Genomic DNA, 14,611 nt, shown 5'->3' on the forward strand with positions numbered 1-14,611 from the left:
GACCGGCGCCTCGACGCCCGGCTGGCGTCCGCGCTGATGGGCATCCAGGCGATCAAGGGCGTCGAGGTCGGCGACGGCTTCGGCCTCGCCCGGGTCCCCGGTTCCCGGGCGCACGACGAGATCGTCACCACCGACGAGGGCATCCGCCGCGCCACCGGCCGCTCCGGCGGTACCGAGGGCGGCCTGACCACCGGCGAGCTGCTGCGCGTGAGGGCGGCGATGAAGCCGATCGCGACCGTCCCGCGCGCCCTGAGGACGGTGGACGTCGTCACCGGGGAGCCCGCTGCCGCCCACCACCAGCGCTCCGACGTGTGCGCGGTGCCCGCGGCCGGGATCGTCGCGGAGGCGATGGTGGCGCTGGTGCTGGCCGACGCGGTCGCGGAGAAGTTCGGCGGCGACAGCGTCACCGAGACCCGCCGCAACGTCCGCGGCTACCTCGACAACCTGGCGATCCGGTGACCGGGCCGCTGCTCGTCCTGGTCGGCCCGATGGGCGTGGGCAAGTCCACCGTCGGACACCTGCTCGCGGAGCACCTCGGCACCGGCTACCGGGACACCGACGACGACATTGTCACCGCCGAGGGCCGCACCATCGCGGAGATCTTCGTCGACGAGGGAGAGGACGCCTTCCGGGCGATCGAGAAGCGGGCGGTGCGCAGCGCCCTCGCCGAGCACGACGGCGTCCTGGCCCTGGGCGGCGGCGCGGTCCTCGACGCCGACACCCGCGCCCTGCTCGCCGGGCAGCCCGTCGTCTACCTCTCCATGGACGTCGAGGAGGCGGTCAAGCGCACCGGCCTCAACGTCGCCCGGCCGCTGCTCGCGGTCAACCCGCGCAAGCAGTGGCGGGAGCTGATGGAGGCCAGACGGCACCTGTACGAGGAGGTCGCCGCCGCGGTCGTCGCCACGGACGGCCGTACGCCCGAAGAGGTCACCCAAGAGGTCCTGAAAGCCCTGGAGTTGAAGGAAGCATGAGCGAGGCAGTCACCCGGATCCAGGTCGGCGGCACGGCGGGCAGCGACCCGTACGAGGTCCTGGTGGGCCGTCAGCTGCTCGGCGAACTCGGCGGACTGATCGGCGCGAAGGCCAAACGGGTCGCCGTCATCCACCCCGAGGCGCTCGCCGAGACCGGTGAGGCGCTCCGCGCCGACCTGGCCGAGCAGGGCTTCGAGGCGGTCGCCATCCAGGTGCCCAACGCCGAGGAGGCCAAGACCGCCGAGGTCGCCGCCTACTGCTGGAAGGCGCTGGGCCAGTCCGGGTTCACCCGCAGCGACGTCGTCGTGGGCGTCGGCGGCGGCGCCACCACCGACCTCGCCGGGTTCGTCGCCGCGACCTGGCTGCGCGGGGTGCGCTGGATCGCCGTCCCGACGACCGTGCTGGCCATGGTGGACGCCGCGGTCGGGGGCAAGACCGGCATCAACACCGCCGAGGGCAAGAACCTGGTGGGCTCCTTCCACCCGCCCGCGGGCGTCCTGTGCGACCTCGCCGCGCTGGACTCGCTGCCGGTCAACGACTACGTCTCCGGGCTCGCGGAGATCATCAAGGCCGGGTTCATCGCCGACCCGGCGATCCTGGAGCTGATCGAGTCCGACCCCGAGGCCGCCCGCACCCCGACCGGCCCGCACACCGCCGAGCTGATCGAGCGCTCCATCCGGGTGAAGGCCGAGGTGGTCTCGTCCGACCTGAGGGAGTCGGGCCTGCGGGAGATCCTCAACTACGGCCACACGCTCGCCCACGCCATCGAGAAGAACGAGCGGTACCAGTGGCGGCACGGCGCCGCCGTCTCCGTGGGGATGCACTTCGCCGCCGAACTGGGCCGTCTCGCGGGCCGGTTGGACGACGCGACCGCCGACCGGCACCGCGCGGTCCTGGAGTCGGTCGGGCTGCCGCTGACCTACCGCTACGACCAGTGGCCCAAGCTGCTGGAGACCATGAAGGTCGACAAGAAGTCCCGCGGCGACCTGCTGCGCTTCATCGTCCTGGACGGCCTGGCCAAGCCGACCGTCCTGGAGGGCCCGGACCCGGCCGTGCTGCTGGCCGCGTACGGGGAAGTCGCGGAGTAGGACCGTCCGGTCGGGCACTTCGGGTGCTCCCCGGCCGTTCACCAGAGGACGACCGGGGAAGGTACCGTTCGGTAGCAGGCGGAGCCGTGTACGGCGCCGCCGCCAGCGCCAGTTGACTTGCACGAGACGGAGTTGGGACGGGATGCAGCACGCAGTGGGGTCCGAGCTGCCGCCGCCCCACCAGCCGGGACGGGCCCCCGGCTGGTCACCGGCCACCGCCCACCAGGGTCCGGGCCAGGGGCCGGACCCGGCGCACCCCGGCTACGGCGGGGCGCCCGCGGGACCCCCTCCGCCGATGCGGCCCGCACCGCAGTCCGCGGGATCGCGGGGACCGTCCGGGCCGTCTGGTGCGCATCCGCCGGTGCCGCATCCGCCTGGTCCGCCTGGTCCGTCGGGTCCGTGTGGGGGACAGCCTGGCGCGCACCCGCCGGGTCTGCCGGGTCCGTCCGGGCCGTCTGGGGTGCAGCCCGGTGGGCACCCGCCCGTGCCGCGTCCGCCTGGGCCGCCGGGGCCGTCCGGGGGGCAGCCTGGAGCGCACCCGCCGGTCCCGCCCGCGCCGCATCCGCAGGGCCCGTCCGGGCCGCGTCCGGCTGGACCGCCCGCGCCGCCCCCCGGTGCGCACGCGCACCCGCCCGTGCCGCAGCACCCGGCGCCACGGCAGGCGCCGCTCCAGCCTCCGCTCCCGCCCACGCCGGACACCACCGGCCATGTGCCGTTGCCGCCCGGTGGCCCCGTGGGCGTGCCGAGTCCGCCGCCCGCGATGGCCGTTCCCGACGCGGCCACCACCACCCTCGCGGTGCTGCTCATCGGCCCCGCGGGCGCGGGCAAGACCAGCGTCGCCAAGTTCTGGGCCGACCGCCGCCGGGTCCCCACCGCCCACATCAGCCTCGACGACGTCCGCGAATGGGTGCGCTCCGGCTTCGCCGACCCCCAGTCCGGGTGGAACGAACACTCCGAGGCCCAGTACCGCCTGGCCCGCCGCACCTGCGGCTTCGCCGCGCGCAACTTCCTCGCCAACGGCATCTCCTGCATCCTGGACGACGCCGTCTTCCCCGACCGCCCCGTGGTCGGTCTCGGCGGCTGGAAGCGGCACGTCGGCCCCGGGCTGATGCCGGTGGTGCTGCTGCCCGGCCTCGACATCGTCCTGGAGCGCAACGCCGAACGCTCCGGCAACCGCCGCCTCAGCGACGAGGAGGTGGCCCGCATCCACGGCCGCATGGCGGGCTGGTACGGCTCGGGGCTCCCGATCATCGACAACTCCCAGCTCGACGTGGAGCAGACCGCGCAGGTGCTGGACGACGTCCTCGCCCGGTCGATCGCCAGCCCGCCGCAGTGGTAGCCCACTCGGCCGTCCCCGACCGGCGCCCCGGCCGGGAAGCTCTTACGCTCGGGTCATGTCAGAGGTGTACGCGGCGCGCCGGACGCGGCTGAGGGACCGGTGCAACGCGGGCGGCAGCGCGGCGGCGCTGGTCTCCCGGCCCGCCAACGTGCGGTATCTCGCGGGCGCCGCACCCCACGGTGCCGTCCTGCTGCTGGGCGAGCGCGAGGACCTGCTGGTCTGCGCCGGTCCACCGGAGGACCGCCCCATCGACGGGCGGCGCGACGAGACGCTGGGCGTGCACGCCCTGCCCGGCCCCGGCGGTGACACGGCCGTCGCGGCGGCCGACCTCGCCACCGCGCAGGGCGCCGACTCGCTCGCCGTGGAGGAGCACCACCTCACCGTGGCCCGGCACCGCGCCATCGGCTCGGTCGCCCCGCGGCTGCGGCTGGCCGACCTGGCCGGTGCGGTCGAGCAGCTCAGGGTGGTCAAGGACGAGGAGGAGATCTCCTGTCTGCGGATCGGCGCGGAGATCGCCGACCAGGCCCTCGGGGAGCTGCTGGAGTCCATCCTGGTGGGCCGCACGGAACGGCATCTCGCCCTGGAGCTGGAGCGCCGCCTGGTCGACCACGGCGCCGACGGGCCCGCCTTCCCCACCTCCGTCGCCACCGGCCCGCACGCCGGGCGCCGGGGCCACCGGCCCACCGACCGGCGGGTGGAGGAGGGCGACTTCCTCTCCGTCTGCCTGGGCGCCACCTACCGCGGCTACCGCTGCGAGATCGGCCGTACCTTCGTCATCGGCACCAGCCCCGCGGACTGGCAGATCGAGCTGTACGACCTGGTCTTCGCCGCCCAGCGGGCCGGACGCGAGGCGCTGGCGCCGGGCGCCGCCTTCCGCGACGTGGACCGCGCGGCACGCCAGGTACTGGACTCCGCCGGGCACGGCGAAGGGCTCCAGCCGCTGACCGGGCACGGTGTGGGGCTCGAAATCGACGAGGACCCTCAGTTGGCTCCCTCGGCCATGGGTAAACTGGACGCTTGCGTGCCGGTCACCGTCGAACCGGGGGTCCACCTCCCGGGCCGGGGCGGTGTCCGGATCGATGACACGCTCGTCGTACGCCCCGAGGCGGACGGCGGACCCGAGCTACTCACCATCACGACCAAGGAGCTGCTCGCGCTGTAGCGCGTGTCTTCTGGTCGTCCACGTCAGTCCAGGAGATTCCGCAACCGTGGCTTCCACGAACGACCTCAAGAACGGCCTGGTGCTCAAGCTCGAAGGCGGCCAGCTCTGGTCCGTCGTCGAGTTCCAGCACGTCAAGCCCGGCAAGGGCCCGGCCTTCGTGCGCACCAAGCTCAAGAACGTGCTCTCGGGCAAGGTGGTCGACAAGACCTTCAACGCCGGCGTCAAGGTCGAGACGGCCACTGTCGACAAGCGCGACATGCAGTTCTCCTACATGGACGGCGAGTACTTCGTCTTCATGGACATGGAGACCTACGACCAGCTGATGGTCGACCGCAAGGCCGTCGGCGACGCCGCCAACTTCCTCGTCGAGGGCTTCACCGCCACCGTCGCGCAGCACGAGGGCGAGGTGCTCTTCGTGGAGCTGCCCGCCGCCGTCGAGCTGACCGTCAAGGAGACCGAGCCCGGCGTGCAGGGCGACCGCTCCACCGGCGGCACCAAGCCCGCCATCCTGGAGACCGACTACCAGATCCAGGTCCCGCTCTTCATCACCACCGGTGAGAAGATCAAGGTCGACACCCGTTCCAGCGACTACCTCGGCCGGGTGAACAGCTAACCGTGGCTGCCCGCAACACGGCCCGCAAGCGCGCCTTCCAGATCCTCTTCGAGGGCGACCAGCGCGGCGCCGACGTCCTGACGGTCCTCGCGGACTGGGTCCGGCTGTCCCGGAGCGACTCGCGGCAGCCGCCGGTGAGCGAGTACACGATGCGGCTGGTCGAGGGGTACGCGGAGCACGTGACCCGGATCGACGAGCTGCTCGCCCAGTACGCCGTCGGCTGGACGCTGGACCGGATGCCGGTGGTGGACCGCAACATCCTGCGGCTCGGCGCCTACGAGCTGATCTGGGTCGACGAGACCCCGGACGCCGTCGTGCTGGACGAGATGGTGCAGCTGGCGAAGGAGTTCTCCACGGACGAGTCCCCGTCGTTCGTCAACGGCCTGCTCGGCCGTCTGAAGGAGCTGAAGCCGTCGCTCCGGCGTGCCGAGGACTGAGCCGCGCGGGACCCCGGCCGTCCGCCGGTCCGGGGAGACGCGGAGAAGGGGCCACAGCAGCGTGCTGTGGCCCCTTCGGCGTCTCGCGCGCCCGCCGTCCTCGGCGGTACGTTTCTGCGGGTGAGGAGGGCTGTCAGACCTCTTCGTGGGAGACCGCGCGGCGGGCGTCCGCGTCCAGTACGCCCCAGCTGATCAGCTGCTCGGTGAGGACCGAGGGCGACTGGTCGTAGATGACGGCGAGTGTGCGCAGGTCGTCCTGGCGGATCGACAGCACCTTGCCGTTGTAGTCACCGCGCTGGGACTGGATCGTGGCGGCGTAGCGCTGGAGGGGGCCCGCCTTCTCGGCCGGGACCGAGGCCAGCCGCTCCAGGTCGAGGACCAGCTTCGGCGGCGGCTCGGCGGCGCCGCCCGGGGTGGTGCCCGGCAGCAGTTCCTGGACCGGAACGCCGTAGAAATCCGCCAGCTCCGCAAGGCGCTGCACGGTCACGGCGCGGTCGCCACGCTCGTACGAACCGACCACGACCGCCTTCCAGCGTCCCTGGGACTTCTCCTCGACACCGTGGAGGGAAAGGCCCTGCTGGGTGCGGATGGCCCGGAGCTTGGCCCCGAGCTGTTTGGCGTATTCGCTGGACATATAGCTCCCCGGCACTGTGTCGACGCGGCCTGGCCGTGTTCCTGGCCGCGCAGTTGGTAACTCACTGTGAGGTTACGCAGCGTTACTCTCCCGCGTCAAGCCGAATGGTCCGCACCGATGCTTCCGTGGTAGCGGTGGCCGGTTGGGCCGGACGGGTGGTTCTGGGGCGGTCGAGGGGGTGGTCCGGGGGGTGTCCGGGGGTGTCGGAGGGGCCTGCTACCGTGGGTGGCGCAAATCCGACGTCCTTTAAGGTCCGTCCCGTGAGGCGGAGAAGGGGGTCCGTTTCCTATGGACAAGCAGCAGGACAGGCAGCAGGACGAGCAGCAAGCCGGTCAGCGGGACGCGCAGGCGTCCGACGCCCGGCCCGTTCTCGAAGGCCCCGACATCGCGCGGGTCCTGACCCGTATCGCCCACGAGATCGTCGAGCGCGCCAAGGGCGCCGACGACGTGGTGCTCCTCGGCATCCCGACCCGGGGCGTCTTCCTCGCCCAGCGGCTCGCCGCCAAGCTGGAGCAGATCACCGAGCGCAAGGTGCCGTGTGGCTCGCTCGACATCACGATGTACCGCGACGACCTGCGGATGCACCCGCCGCGCGCGCTCGCCCGCACCGAGATCCCCGGTGACGGCCTCGACGGCCGCCTCGTCGTCCTCGTGGACGACGTGCTGTTCTCCGGGCGCACCATCCGCGCCGCCCTCGACGCCCTGAACGACCTCGGGCGCCCCCGCGCGGTCCAGCTCGCGGTCCTCGTCGACCGCGGCCACCGCGAACTGCCCATCCGCGCCGACTACGTCGGCAAGAACCTCCCGACGTCGCTGCGGGAGACGGTCAAGGTCCAACTCGCCGAGGAGGACGGTCGCGACACCGTCCTGCTCGGTGCCAAGCCGACCGCCCAGTAGCAGCCGAGGCGTACGCACCGCCGTACGCCTGCTCCGGCGCGCCCTCACGCGCGCGTGTCTGCCCCGAAATCTCCCGTTCTCCCGAACGAACTGCCTTACGGAGCCTGAAAGATGCAGCGTCATCTCATCTCGGCCGCCGACCTCACCCGCGACGACGCCGTCCTGATCCTCGACACCGCCGAGGAGATGGCCCGGGTCGCGGACCGGCCCATCAAGAAGCTGCCGACCCTGCGCGGCCGCACCGTGGTCAACCTCTTCTTCGAGGACTCCACCCGCACCCGGATCTCCTTCGAGGCCGCCGAGAAGCGGCTGTCGGCGGACGTCATCAACTTCACCGCCAAGGGCTCCAGCGTCTCCAAGGGCGAGTCCCTGAAGGACACCGCCCAGACGCTGGAGGCGATGGGCGTGGACGCGGTCGTCATCCGGCACGGGGCCTCCGGGGCGCCGTACCGGCTGGCCAACTCGGGCTGGATCGACGCCGCCGTCATCAACGCCGGTGACGGCACCCACCAGCACCCCACGCAGGCCCTGCTGGACGCCTTCACCATGCGGCGCCGACTGGTCGGCCGGGACGCCGGGCTCGGGCGGGACCTGTCCGGGCGCCGGATCACCCTCGTCGGCGACGTGCTGCACAGCCGCGTCGCCCGCTCCAACGTCGACCTGCTGCACACCCTCGGCGCCGAGGTCACCCTCGTCGCCCCGCCCACCCTGGTGCCGGTCGGCGTCGAGACCTGGCCCTGCGAGGTCTCCTACGACCTGGACTCCACGCTCACGAAGTCCGACGCCGTGATGATGCTGCGGGTCCAGCGCGAGCGGATGAACGCCGCGTTCTTCCCCACCGAGCGCGAGTACTCCCGCCGCTACGGCCTCGACGGCGACCGGATGGCGCGGATGCCCGAGCACGCCATCGTGATGCACCCCGGCCCGATGGTCCGCGGCATGGAGATCACCGCCGAGGTCGCCGACTCCGACCGCTGCACCGTCGTCGAACAGGTCGCCAACGGGGTCTCCATCCGGATGGCCGTCCTGTACCTGCTGCTCGGCGGCAACGAGCCCGCCGTCACCCACGCCCGCACCAACGAGGAGAAGTAGGACCCATGAGCAAGACCCTGATCCGTGGTGCGAAGGTGCTCGGCGGCGAGCCCCGGGACGTGCTGATCGACGGCGGGACCATCGCCGAGGTGGGCACCGGACTGTCCGCCGACGGCGCCGAGGTCGTCGAGGCCGACGGCAAGGTGCTGCTGCCGGGCCTGGTCGACCTGCACACGCATCTGCGCGAGCCCGGCCGCGAGGACTCGGAGACCGTCCTCACCGGGACCCGCGCCGCCGCCTCCGGCGGCTACACCGCCGTGTTCGCCATGGCCAACACCTTCCCCGTGGCCGACACCGCCGGCGTCGTCGAGCAGGTCTACCGGCTCGGCCGGGAGCACGGCTACTGCGACGTCCAGCCCGTCGGCGCCGTCACGGTCGGCCTGGAGGGCAGCAAGCTCGCCGAACTGGGCGCCATGCACGAGTCGGCCGCCGGGGTCACCGTCTTCTCCGACGACGGCAAGTGCGTCCACGACGCCGTGATCATGCGCCGCGCGCTGGAGTACGTGAAGGCGTTCGGCGGCGTCGTCGCCCAGCACGCCCAGGAGCCCCGGCTGACCGAGGGCGCCCAGATGAACGAGGGCGTCGTCTCCGCCGAACTCGGACTCGGCGGCTGGCCCGCCGTCGCCGAGGAGTCGGTCATCGCGCGCGACGTGCTGCTCGCCGAACACGTCGGCTCGCGCGTGCACATCTGCCACCTGTCGACCGCCGGGTCCGTGGAGATCGTCCGCTGGGCCAAGTCGCGCGGGATCGACGTCACCGCCGAGGTCACCCCGCACCACCTCCTCCTCACGGAGGAGATGGTCCGCAGCTACAATCCCGTCTACAAGGTCAACCCGCCGCTGCGCACCGAGCGTGACGTGCGGGCGCTGCGCGAGGCGCTCGCGGACGGCACGATCGACATCGTCGCCACCGACCACGCCCCGCACCCGCACGAGGACAAGGACTGCGAGTGGGCCGCCGCCGCCATGGGCATGGTCGGCCTGGAGACCGCGTTGTCAGTGGTCCAGGAGACGATGGTCGACACGGGCCTGCTGGACTGGGCCGGGGTAGCCGACCGGATGTCCTTCACGCCCGCCCGGATCGGTCAGGCCCAGGGCCACGGTCGTCCCGTCTCGGCAGGTGAGCCCGCCAACCTCACCCTCGTCGACACGGCATACCGTGGCTCCGTGGACCCCGCGGGCTTCGCCTCGCGCAGCCGCAACACCCCGTACGAGGGGCGTGAGCTGCCGGGCCGGGTCACGCACACCTGGCTGCGGGGCAAGGCCACCCTCGTCGACGGGAAGCTCACGTGACATCCGTAATCCTGCTGGCCGCCGAGAAGGAATCGGCGGAAGTGACCGACTGGGCCGCCCGGATCGGCTGGGTCGTCGGTCTCGCCCTGTTCGTCGCGCTCGTCTACTGGCTGATGCGCGAGGGCTGGAAGTGGCGCGGCACGCTCCAGAGCGACCTGCCGGAGCTGCCCAGCGCGCCGGACGACCCCGGTGAGGCGAGACTGACGATGGAGGGCCGCTACCACGGCTCCACCACCGCCGGCCAGTGGCTGGACCGGATCGTGGCGCACGGCCTGGGCGCCCGCAGCCGGGTCGAGCTGACCCTGACGGACGCCGGACTGGACGTCGTACGCCCCGGGGCGGCCGACTTCTTCGTCCCCGCCGCCGCGCTGCGCGAGGCCCGGCTGGACAAGGGCATCGCGGGCAAGGTCCTCACCGAGGGCGGACTGCTGGTGGTGACCTGGGAGCACGGCGGGAAGCTGCTCGACTCCGGCTTCCGCTCCGACCGCGCGGCCGAGCACACCGAGTGGGTCACCACTCTGAACGACATGATCAACAAGAGGGAAGGCGCACGATGACGACCTCCACCAGGGGAGCCTCCAAGGTTCCCGCCGTACTCGTCCTGGAGGACGGCCGGATGTTCCGCGGCCGCGCCTACGGGGCCGTGGGGGAGACCTTCGGCGAAGCGGTGTTCTCCACCGGCATGACCGGCTACCAGGAGACCCTCACCGACCCGTCGTACCACCGCCAGGTCGTCGTGATGACCGCCCCGCACGTCGGCAACACCGGCGTCAACGACGAGGACCCCGAGTCCCAGCGGATCTGGGTCGCGGGCTACGTCGTGCGCGACCCCGCGCGCGTGCCGTCCAACTGGCGCTCCCGGCGCTCCCTCGACGAGGAACTGCGCCACCAGGGCGTCGTCGGTATCTGCGGCATCGACACCCGCGCGCTCACCCGCCACCTGCGGGAGCGCGGCGCCATGCGCGTGGGCATCTTCTCCGGCCACGCGCTGCCCGACGACGGCACCATGCTCGCCGAGGTCCGCCAGGCCCCCGAGATGACCGGCGCGAACCTGTCGGCGGAGGTCGCCACCAAGGAGGCGTACGTCGTCCCCGCGATCGGCGAGAGGAAGTACACCGTCGCCGCCGTCGACCTCGGCATCAAGGGCATGACCCCGCACCGGATGGCCGAGCGCGGCATCGAGGTGCACGTCCTGCCCGCCACCGCCACCGTCGACGACGTGTACGCCGTCCAGCCCGACGGCGTGTTCTTCTCCAACGGCCCCGGCGACCCCGCCACCGCCGACCAGGCCGTCTCGGTGATGCGGGGCGTCCTGGAGCGGAGCACCCCGCTGTTCGGGATCTGCTTCGGCAACCAGATCCTCGGCCGCGCGCTCGGCTTCGGCACCTACAAGCTGAAGTACGGCCACCGCGGCATCAACCAGCCCGTGCAGGACCGTACGACCGGCAAGGTCGAGGTCACCGCGCACAACCACGGATTCGCCGTCGACGCCCCGCTCGACCAGGTCTCCGACACCCCCTACGGCCGCGCCGAGGTCTCCCACGTCTGTCTCAACGACAACGTCGTGGAGGGGCTCCAGCTCCTCGACCGCCCGGCCTTCAGCGTCCAGTACCACCCCGAAGCGGCAGCGGGCCCCCACGACGCCGCCTACCTGTTCGACCGCTTCGTGAAGCTCATGGAGGGCCAGCGTGCCTAAGCGCACCGATATCCAGTCCGTCCTGGTCATCGGCTCCGGCCCGATCGTCATCGGCCAGGCCGCCGAGTTCGACTACTCCGGCACCCAGGCGTGCCGGGTCCTCAAGGCCGAGGGACTGCGGGTCGTCCTGGTCAACTCCAACCCGGCGACGATCATGACCGACCCGGAGATCGCCGACGCCACCTACGTCGAGCCGATCACCCCCGAGTTCGTAGAGAAGATCATCGCCAAGGAGCGCCCCGACGCCCTGCTGCCCACCCTGGGCGGCCAGACGGCCCTGAACACCGCGATCTCCCTGCACGACAACGGCGTCCTGGAGAAGTACGGCGTCGAACTGATCGGCGCCAAGGTGGAGGCCATCCACAAGGGCGAGGACCGCGACCAGTTCAAGGAGGTCGTCGAGGAGGTCCGCAGGAAGACCGGGCACGGCGAGTCCGCGCGGTCCGTCATCTGCCACTCCATGGACGACGTCCTCGCCGGTGTCGGGGAACTCGGCGGCTACCCCGTCGTCGTACGCCCCTCCTTCACCATGGGCGGCGCCGGTTCCGGCTTCGCCCACGACGAGGACGAGCTGCGCCGCATCGCCGGACAGGGCCTCACCCTCTCGCCGACCACCGAGGTCCTCCTGGAGGAGTCCATCCTCGGCTGGAAGGAGTACGAGCTGGAGCTGATGCGCGACAAGAACGACAACGTCGTGGTCGTCTGCTCCATCGAGAACTTCGACCCGATGGGCGTGCACACCGGCGACTCCATCACCGTCGCCCCCGCGATGACGCTCACCGACCGCGAGTACCAGGTGCTGCGCGACGTCGGCATCGCCATCATCCGCGAGGTCGGCGTCGACACCGGCGGCTGCAACATCCAGTTCGCGGTCAACCCCGCCGACGGGCGGGTCATCGTCATCGAGATGAACCCGCGCGTGTCGCGGTCCTCGGCGCTCGCCTCCAAGGCGACCGGCTTCCCCATCGCCAAGATCGCCGCTAAGCTCGCCGTCGGCTACACCCTCGACGAGATCCCCAACGACATCACCCAGGAGACCCCGGCCTCCTTCGAGCCGACCCTCGACTACGTCGTGGTCAAGGCGCCCCGGTTCGCCTTCGAGAAGTTCCCGCAGGCCGACTCCACGCTGACGACCACCATGAAGTCCGTCGGCGAGGCGATGGCGATCGGCCGCAACTTCACCGAGGCGTTCCAGAAGGCGCTGCGCTCGCTGGAGAAGAAGGGCAGCCAGTTCACGTTCGTCGGCGACCCGGGCGACAAGCGGACGCTGCTGGAGGAGTCCGTCCGGCCCACCGACGGGCGCGTCAACACCGTCATGCGGGCCATCCGCGCGGGCGCCACGCCCGAGGAGGTCTTCGAGTACACGAAGATCGACCCCTGGTTCGTCGACCAGCTCTTCCTGATCAAGGAGATCGCCGACGAGCTGGCGGAGGCCGCCGAGCTGACCCCCGAGCTGCTCGCCGAGGCCAAGCGGCACGGCTTCTCGGACGTCCAGATCGGTGAGATCCGCGGCCTGCGCGAGGACGTGGTCCGCGAGGTGCGGCACGCCCTCGGCGTCCGCCCGGTCTACAAGACCGTCGACACCTGCGCCGCCGAGTTCGCCGCCCGGACGCCGTACTTCTACTCCTCCTACGACGAGGAGACCGAGGTCTCCCCGCGCGAGAAGCCCGCGGTGATCATCCTGGGCTCCGGGCCCAACCGCATCGGCCAGGGCATCGAGTTCGACTACTCCTGCGTGCACGCCTCCTTCGCGCTGTCCGACGCCGGGTACGAGACGGTGATGGTCAACTGCAACCCGGAGACCGTCTCCACGGACTACGACACCTCCGACCGCCTCTACTTCGAGCCGCTGACGCTGGAGGACGTGCTGGAGATCGTGCACGCCGAGCAGCAGGCCGGACCCGTCGCGGGCGTCATCGTCCAGCTCGGCGGCCAGACCCCGCTGGGCCTGGCGCAGGCCCTGAAGGACAACGGCGTACCGATCGTCGGCACCTCCCCGGAGGCCATCCACGCCGCCGAGGACCGCGGCGCCTTCGGCCGCGTCCTCGCCGAGGCGGGCCTCCCGGCCCCCAAGCACGGCACCGCCACCACCTTCGCCGAGGCCAAGGCCATCGCCGACGAGATCGGCTACCCGGTCCTCGTCCGGCCGTCCTACGTGCTCGGCGGGCGCGGCATGGAGATCGTCTACGACGAGGCCCGGCTGTCCGCCTACATCGCCGAGTCGACCGAGATCAGCCCCTCCCGGCCGGTCCTCGTCGACCGGTTCCTGGACGACGCCATCGAGATCGACGTCGACGCCCTCTACGACGGCGAGGAGCTGTACCTCGGCGGTGTGATGGAGCACATCGAGGAGGCCGGCATCCACTCCGGCGACTCCGCGTGCGCCCTGCCCCCGATCACCCTCGGCGGCTTCGACATCAAGCGGCTGCGCGCCTCCACCGAGGGCATCGCCAAGGGCGTCGGCGTCCGCGGCCTGATCAACATCCAGTTCGCGCTCGCCGGGGACATCCTCTACGTCCTGGAGGCCAACCCGCGCGCGTCGCGCACCGTCCCCTTCACCTCCAAGGCGACCGCCGTGCCGCTGGCGAAGGCCGCCGCCCGGATCTCGCTCGGCGCGACCGTCGCGGAGCTGCGCGCGGAAGGGCTGCTGCCGAAGGAGGGCGACGGCGGCGAACTGCCCATGGACGCGCCGATCTCCGTCAAGGAGGCCGTCATGCCGTGGTCGCGGTTCCGCGACATCCACGGCCGCGGCGTCGACACCGTCCTCGGCCCGGAGATGCGCTCCACCGGCGAGGTCATGGGCATCGACTCCGTCTTCGGCACGGCCTACGCCAAGTCGCAGGCCGGGGCCTACGGGCCGCTGCCGACCAAGGGCCGCGCCTTCATCTCCGTCGCCAACCGCGACAAGCGGTCGATGATCTTCCCGGCCCGGGAACTGGTCGCGCACGGCTTCGAGCTGCTCGCCACCTCCGGCACCGCCGAGGTCCTCAGGCGCAACGGCATCAGCGCCACCGTGGTGCGCAAGCAGTCCGAGGGGCCCGGACCGAACGGTGAGAAGACCGTCGTCCAGCTCATCCACGACGGCGAGGTCGACCTCATCGTCAACACCCCGTACGGCACCGGCGGCCGACTCGACGGCTACGACATCCGCACCGCCGCCGTCGCCCGCTCCGTCCCGTGCCTGACGACGGTGCAGGCGCTCGCCGCCGCCGTCCAGGGCATCGACGCGCTCAACCACGGCGATGTGGGCGTGCGTTCCCTGCAAGAACACGCGGAACACCTGACCGCGGCCCGCGACTAGCGGCCCGACGAGGGGGACACCGGAAACGGTGTCCCCCTCTTCATGAGCCCCACCGTTCACGGGGCTCACTTCTCATGAGGCCTACGAGG

At 71.7% G+C, this 14,611-nt stretch carries 14 protein-coding genes; 13 read left to right on the forward strand and 1 reads right to left on the reverse strand.

Annotated features, from left to right (window positions below; all coding sequences use genetic code 11):
- The 7 genes from ABZ659_RS23450 to nusB form a co-directional block, all read left to right on the forward strand.
- Nucleotides 1-459, forward strand: a 459-nt coding sequence (locus ABZ659_RS23450; RefSeq protein ID WP_360223430.1) for a chorismate synthase, incomplete at its 5' end; no start/stop codon positions are given.
- On the forward strand, nucleotides 456-971 hold the full coding sequence (locus tag ABZ659_RS23455; protein ID WP_360223433.1) for a shikimate kinase: 516 nt from the start codon (nucleotides 456-458) through the stop codon (nucleotides 969-971). The genes ABZ659_RS23450 and ABZ659_RS23455, both read left to right, overlap by 4 nt.
- Entirely contained in the window at nucleotides 968-2,059 is a 1,092-nt protein-coding gene (aroB, locus tag ABZ659_RS23460) for a 3-dehydroquinate synthase (protein WP_360223436.1), read from the forward strand. The genes ABZ659_RS23455 and aroB overlap by 4 nt, the downstream gene beginning before the upstream one ends.
- Before the next feature lie 295 nt (nucleotides 2,060-2,354).
- Nucleotides 2,355-3,398 carry an AAA family ATPase gene (locus ABZ659_RS23465; RefSeq protein ID WP_360223637.1) on the forward strand — a complete coding sequence of 348 codons (1,044 nt, stop codon included), beginning with the start codon at nucleotides 2,355-2,357 and terminating at the stop codon, nucleotides 3,396-3,398.
- Nucleotides 3,399-3,453: 55 nt separating this feature from the next.
- Nucleotides 3,454-4,560, forward strand: a complete 1,107-nt coding sequence (locus ABZ659_RS23470) for an aminopeptidase P family protein (RefSeq protein ID WP_360223439.1) — start codon at nucleotides 3,454-3,456, stop codon at nucleotides 4,558-4,560.
- A gap of 46 nt (nucleotides 4,561-4,606) precedes the next feature.
- Nucleotides 4,607-5,173: an elongation factor P gene (efp, locus tag ABZ659_RS23475; protein WP_360223442.1), complete on the forward strand. Its 567-nt coding sequence runs from the start codon at nucleotides 4,607-4,609 to the stop codon at nucleotides 5,171-5,173.
- A 2-nt stretch (nucleotides 5,174-5,175) separates the two neighbouring features.
- Nucleotides 5,176-5,610: a transcription antitermination factor NusB gene (gene nusB / locus ABZ659_RS23480; protein ID WP_360223445.1), complete on the forward strand. Its 435-nt coding sequence runs from the start codon at nucleotides 5,176-5,178 to the stop codon at nucleotides 5,608-5,610.
- A 133-nt stretch (nucleotides 5,611-5,743) separates the two neighbouring features.
- On the opposite strand, the gene bldD is transcribed toward nusB, so the two are convergent.
- On the reverse strand, nucleotides 5,744-6,244 hold the full coding sequence (gene bldD, locus ABZ659_RS23485; RefSeq protein WP_360223448.1) for a transcriptional regulator BldD: 501 nt from the start codon (nucleotides 6,242-6,244) through the stop codon (nucleotides 5,744-5,746).
- Nucleotides 6,245-6,532: 288 nt separating this feature from the next.
- On the opposite strand from bldD, the gene pyrR reads away from it, so the two are divergent.
- The 6 genes from pyrR to carB all read left to right on the forward strand — a co-directional run bounded on the left by pyrR (nucleotide 6,533) and on the right by carB (nucleotide 14,522).
- Entirely contained in the window at nucleotides 6,533-7,141 is a 609-nt protein-coding gene (gene pyrR, locus ABZ659_RS23490) for a bifunctional pyr operon transcriptional regulator/uracil phosphoribosyltransferase PyrR (RefSeq protein WP_360223451.1), read from the forward strand.
- Nucleotides 7,142-7,252: 111 nt separating this feature from the next.
- The gene (locus tag ABZ659_RS23495) at nucleotides 7,253-8,233 is read left to right on the forward strand and encodes an aspartate carbamoyltransferase catalytic subunit (RefSeq protein WP_360223454.1); all 981 of its coding nucleotides are present in this window, start codon (nucleotides 7,253-7,255) and stop codon (nucleotides 8,231-8,233) included.
- 5 nt (nucleotides 8,234-8,238) lie between these two features.
- Nucleotides 8,239-9,525: a dihydroorotase gene (locus ABZ659_RS23500; protein WP_360223457.1), complete on the forward strand. Its 1,287-nt coding sequence runs from the start codon at nucleotides 8,239-8,241 to the stop codon at nucleotides 9,523-9,525.
- The gene (locus ABZ659_RS23505) at nucleotides 9,522-10,082 is read left to right on the forward strand and encodes a hypothetical protein (RefSeq protein ID WP_360223460.1); all 561 of its coding nucleotides are present in this window, start codon (nucleotides 9,522-9,524) and stop codon (nucleotides 10,080-10,082) included. Before ABZ659_RS23500 ends, ABZ659_RS23505 begins: the two co-directional genes overlap by 4 nt.
- Entirely contained in the window at nucleotides 10,079-11,221 is a 1,143-nt protein-coding gene (gene carA / locus ABZ659_RS23510) for a glutamine-hydrolyzing carbamoyl-phosphate synthase small subunit (RefSeq protein ID WP_360223463.1), read from the forward strand. Before ABZ659_RS23505 ends, carA begins: the two co-directional genes overlap by 4 nt.
- On the forward strand, nucleotides 11,214-14,522 hold the full coding sequence (carB, locus tag ABZ659_RS23515) for a carbamoyl-phosphate synthase large subunit (protein WP_360223466.1): 3,309 nt from the start codon (nucleotides 11,214-11,216) through the stop codon (nucleotides 14,520-14,522). Before carA ends, carB begins: the two co-directional genes overlap by 8 nt.
- Nucleotides 14,523-14,611: the final 89 nt, after the last annotated feature.

Source organism: Streptomyces sp. NPDC006997, from assembly GCF_040635175.1.
Taxonomy (GTDB): domain Bacteria; phylum Actinomycetota; class Actinomycetes; order Streptomycetales; family Streptomycetaceae; genus Streptomyces.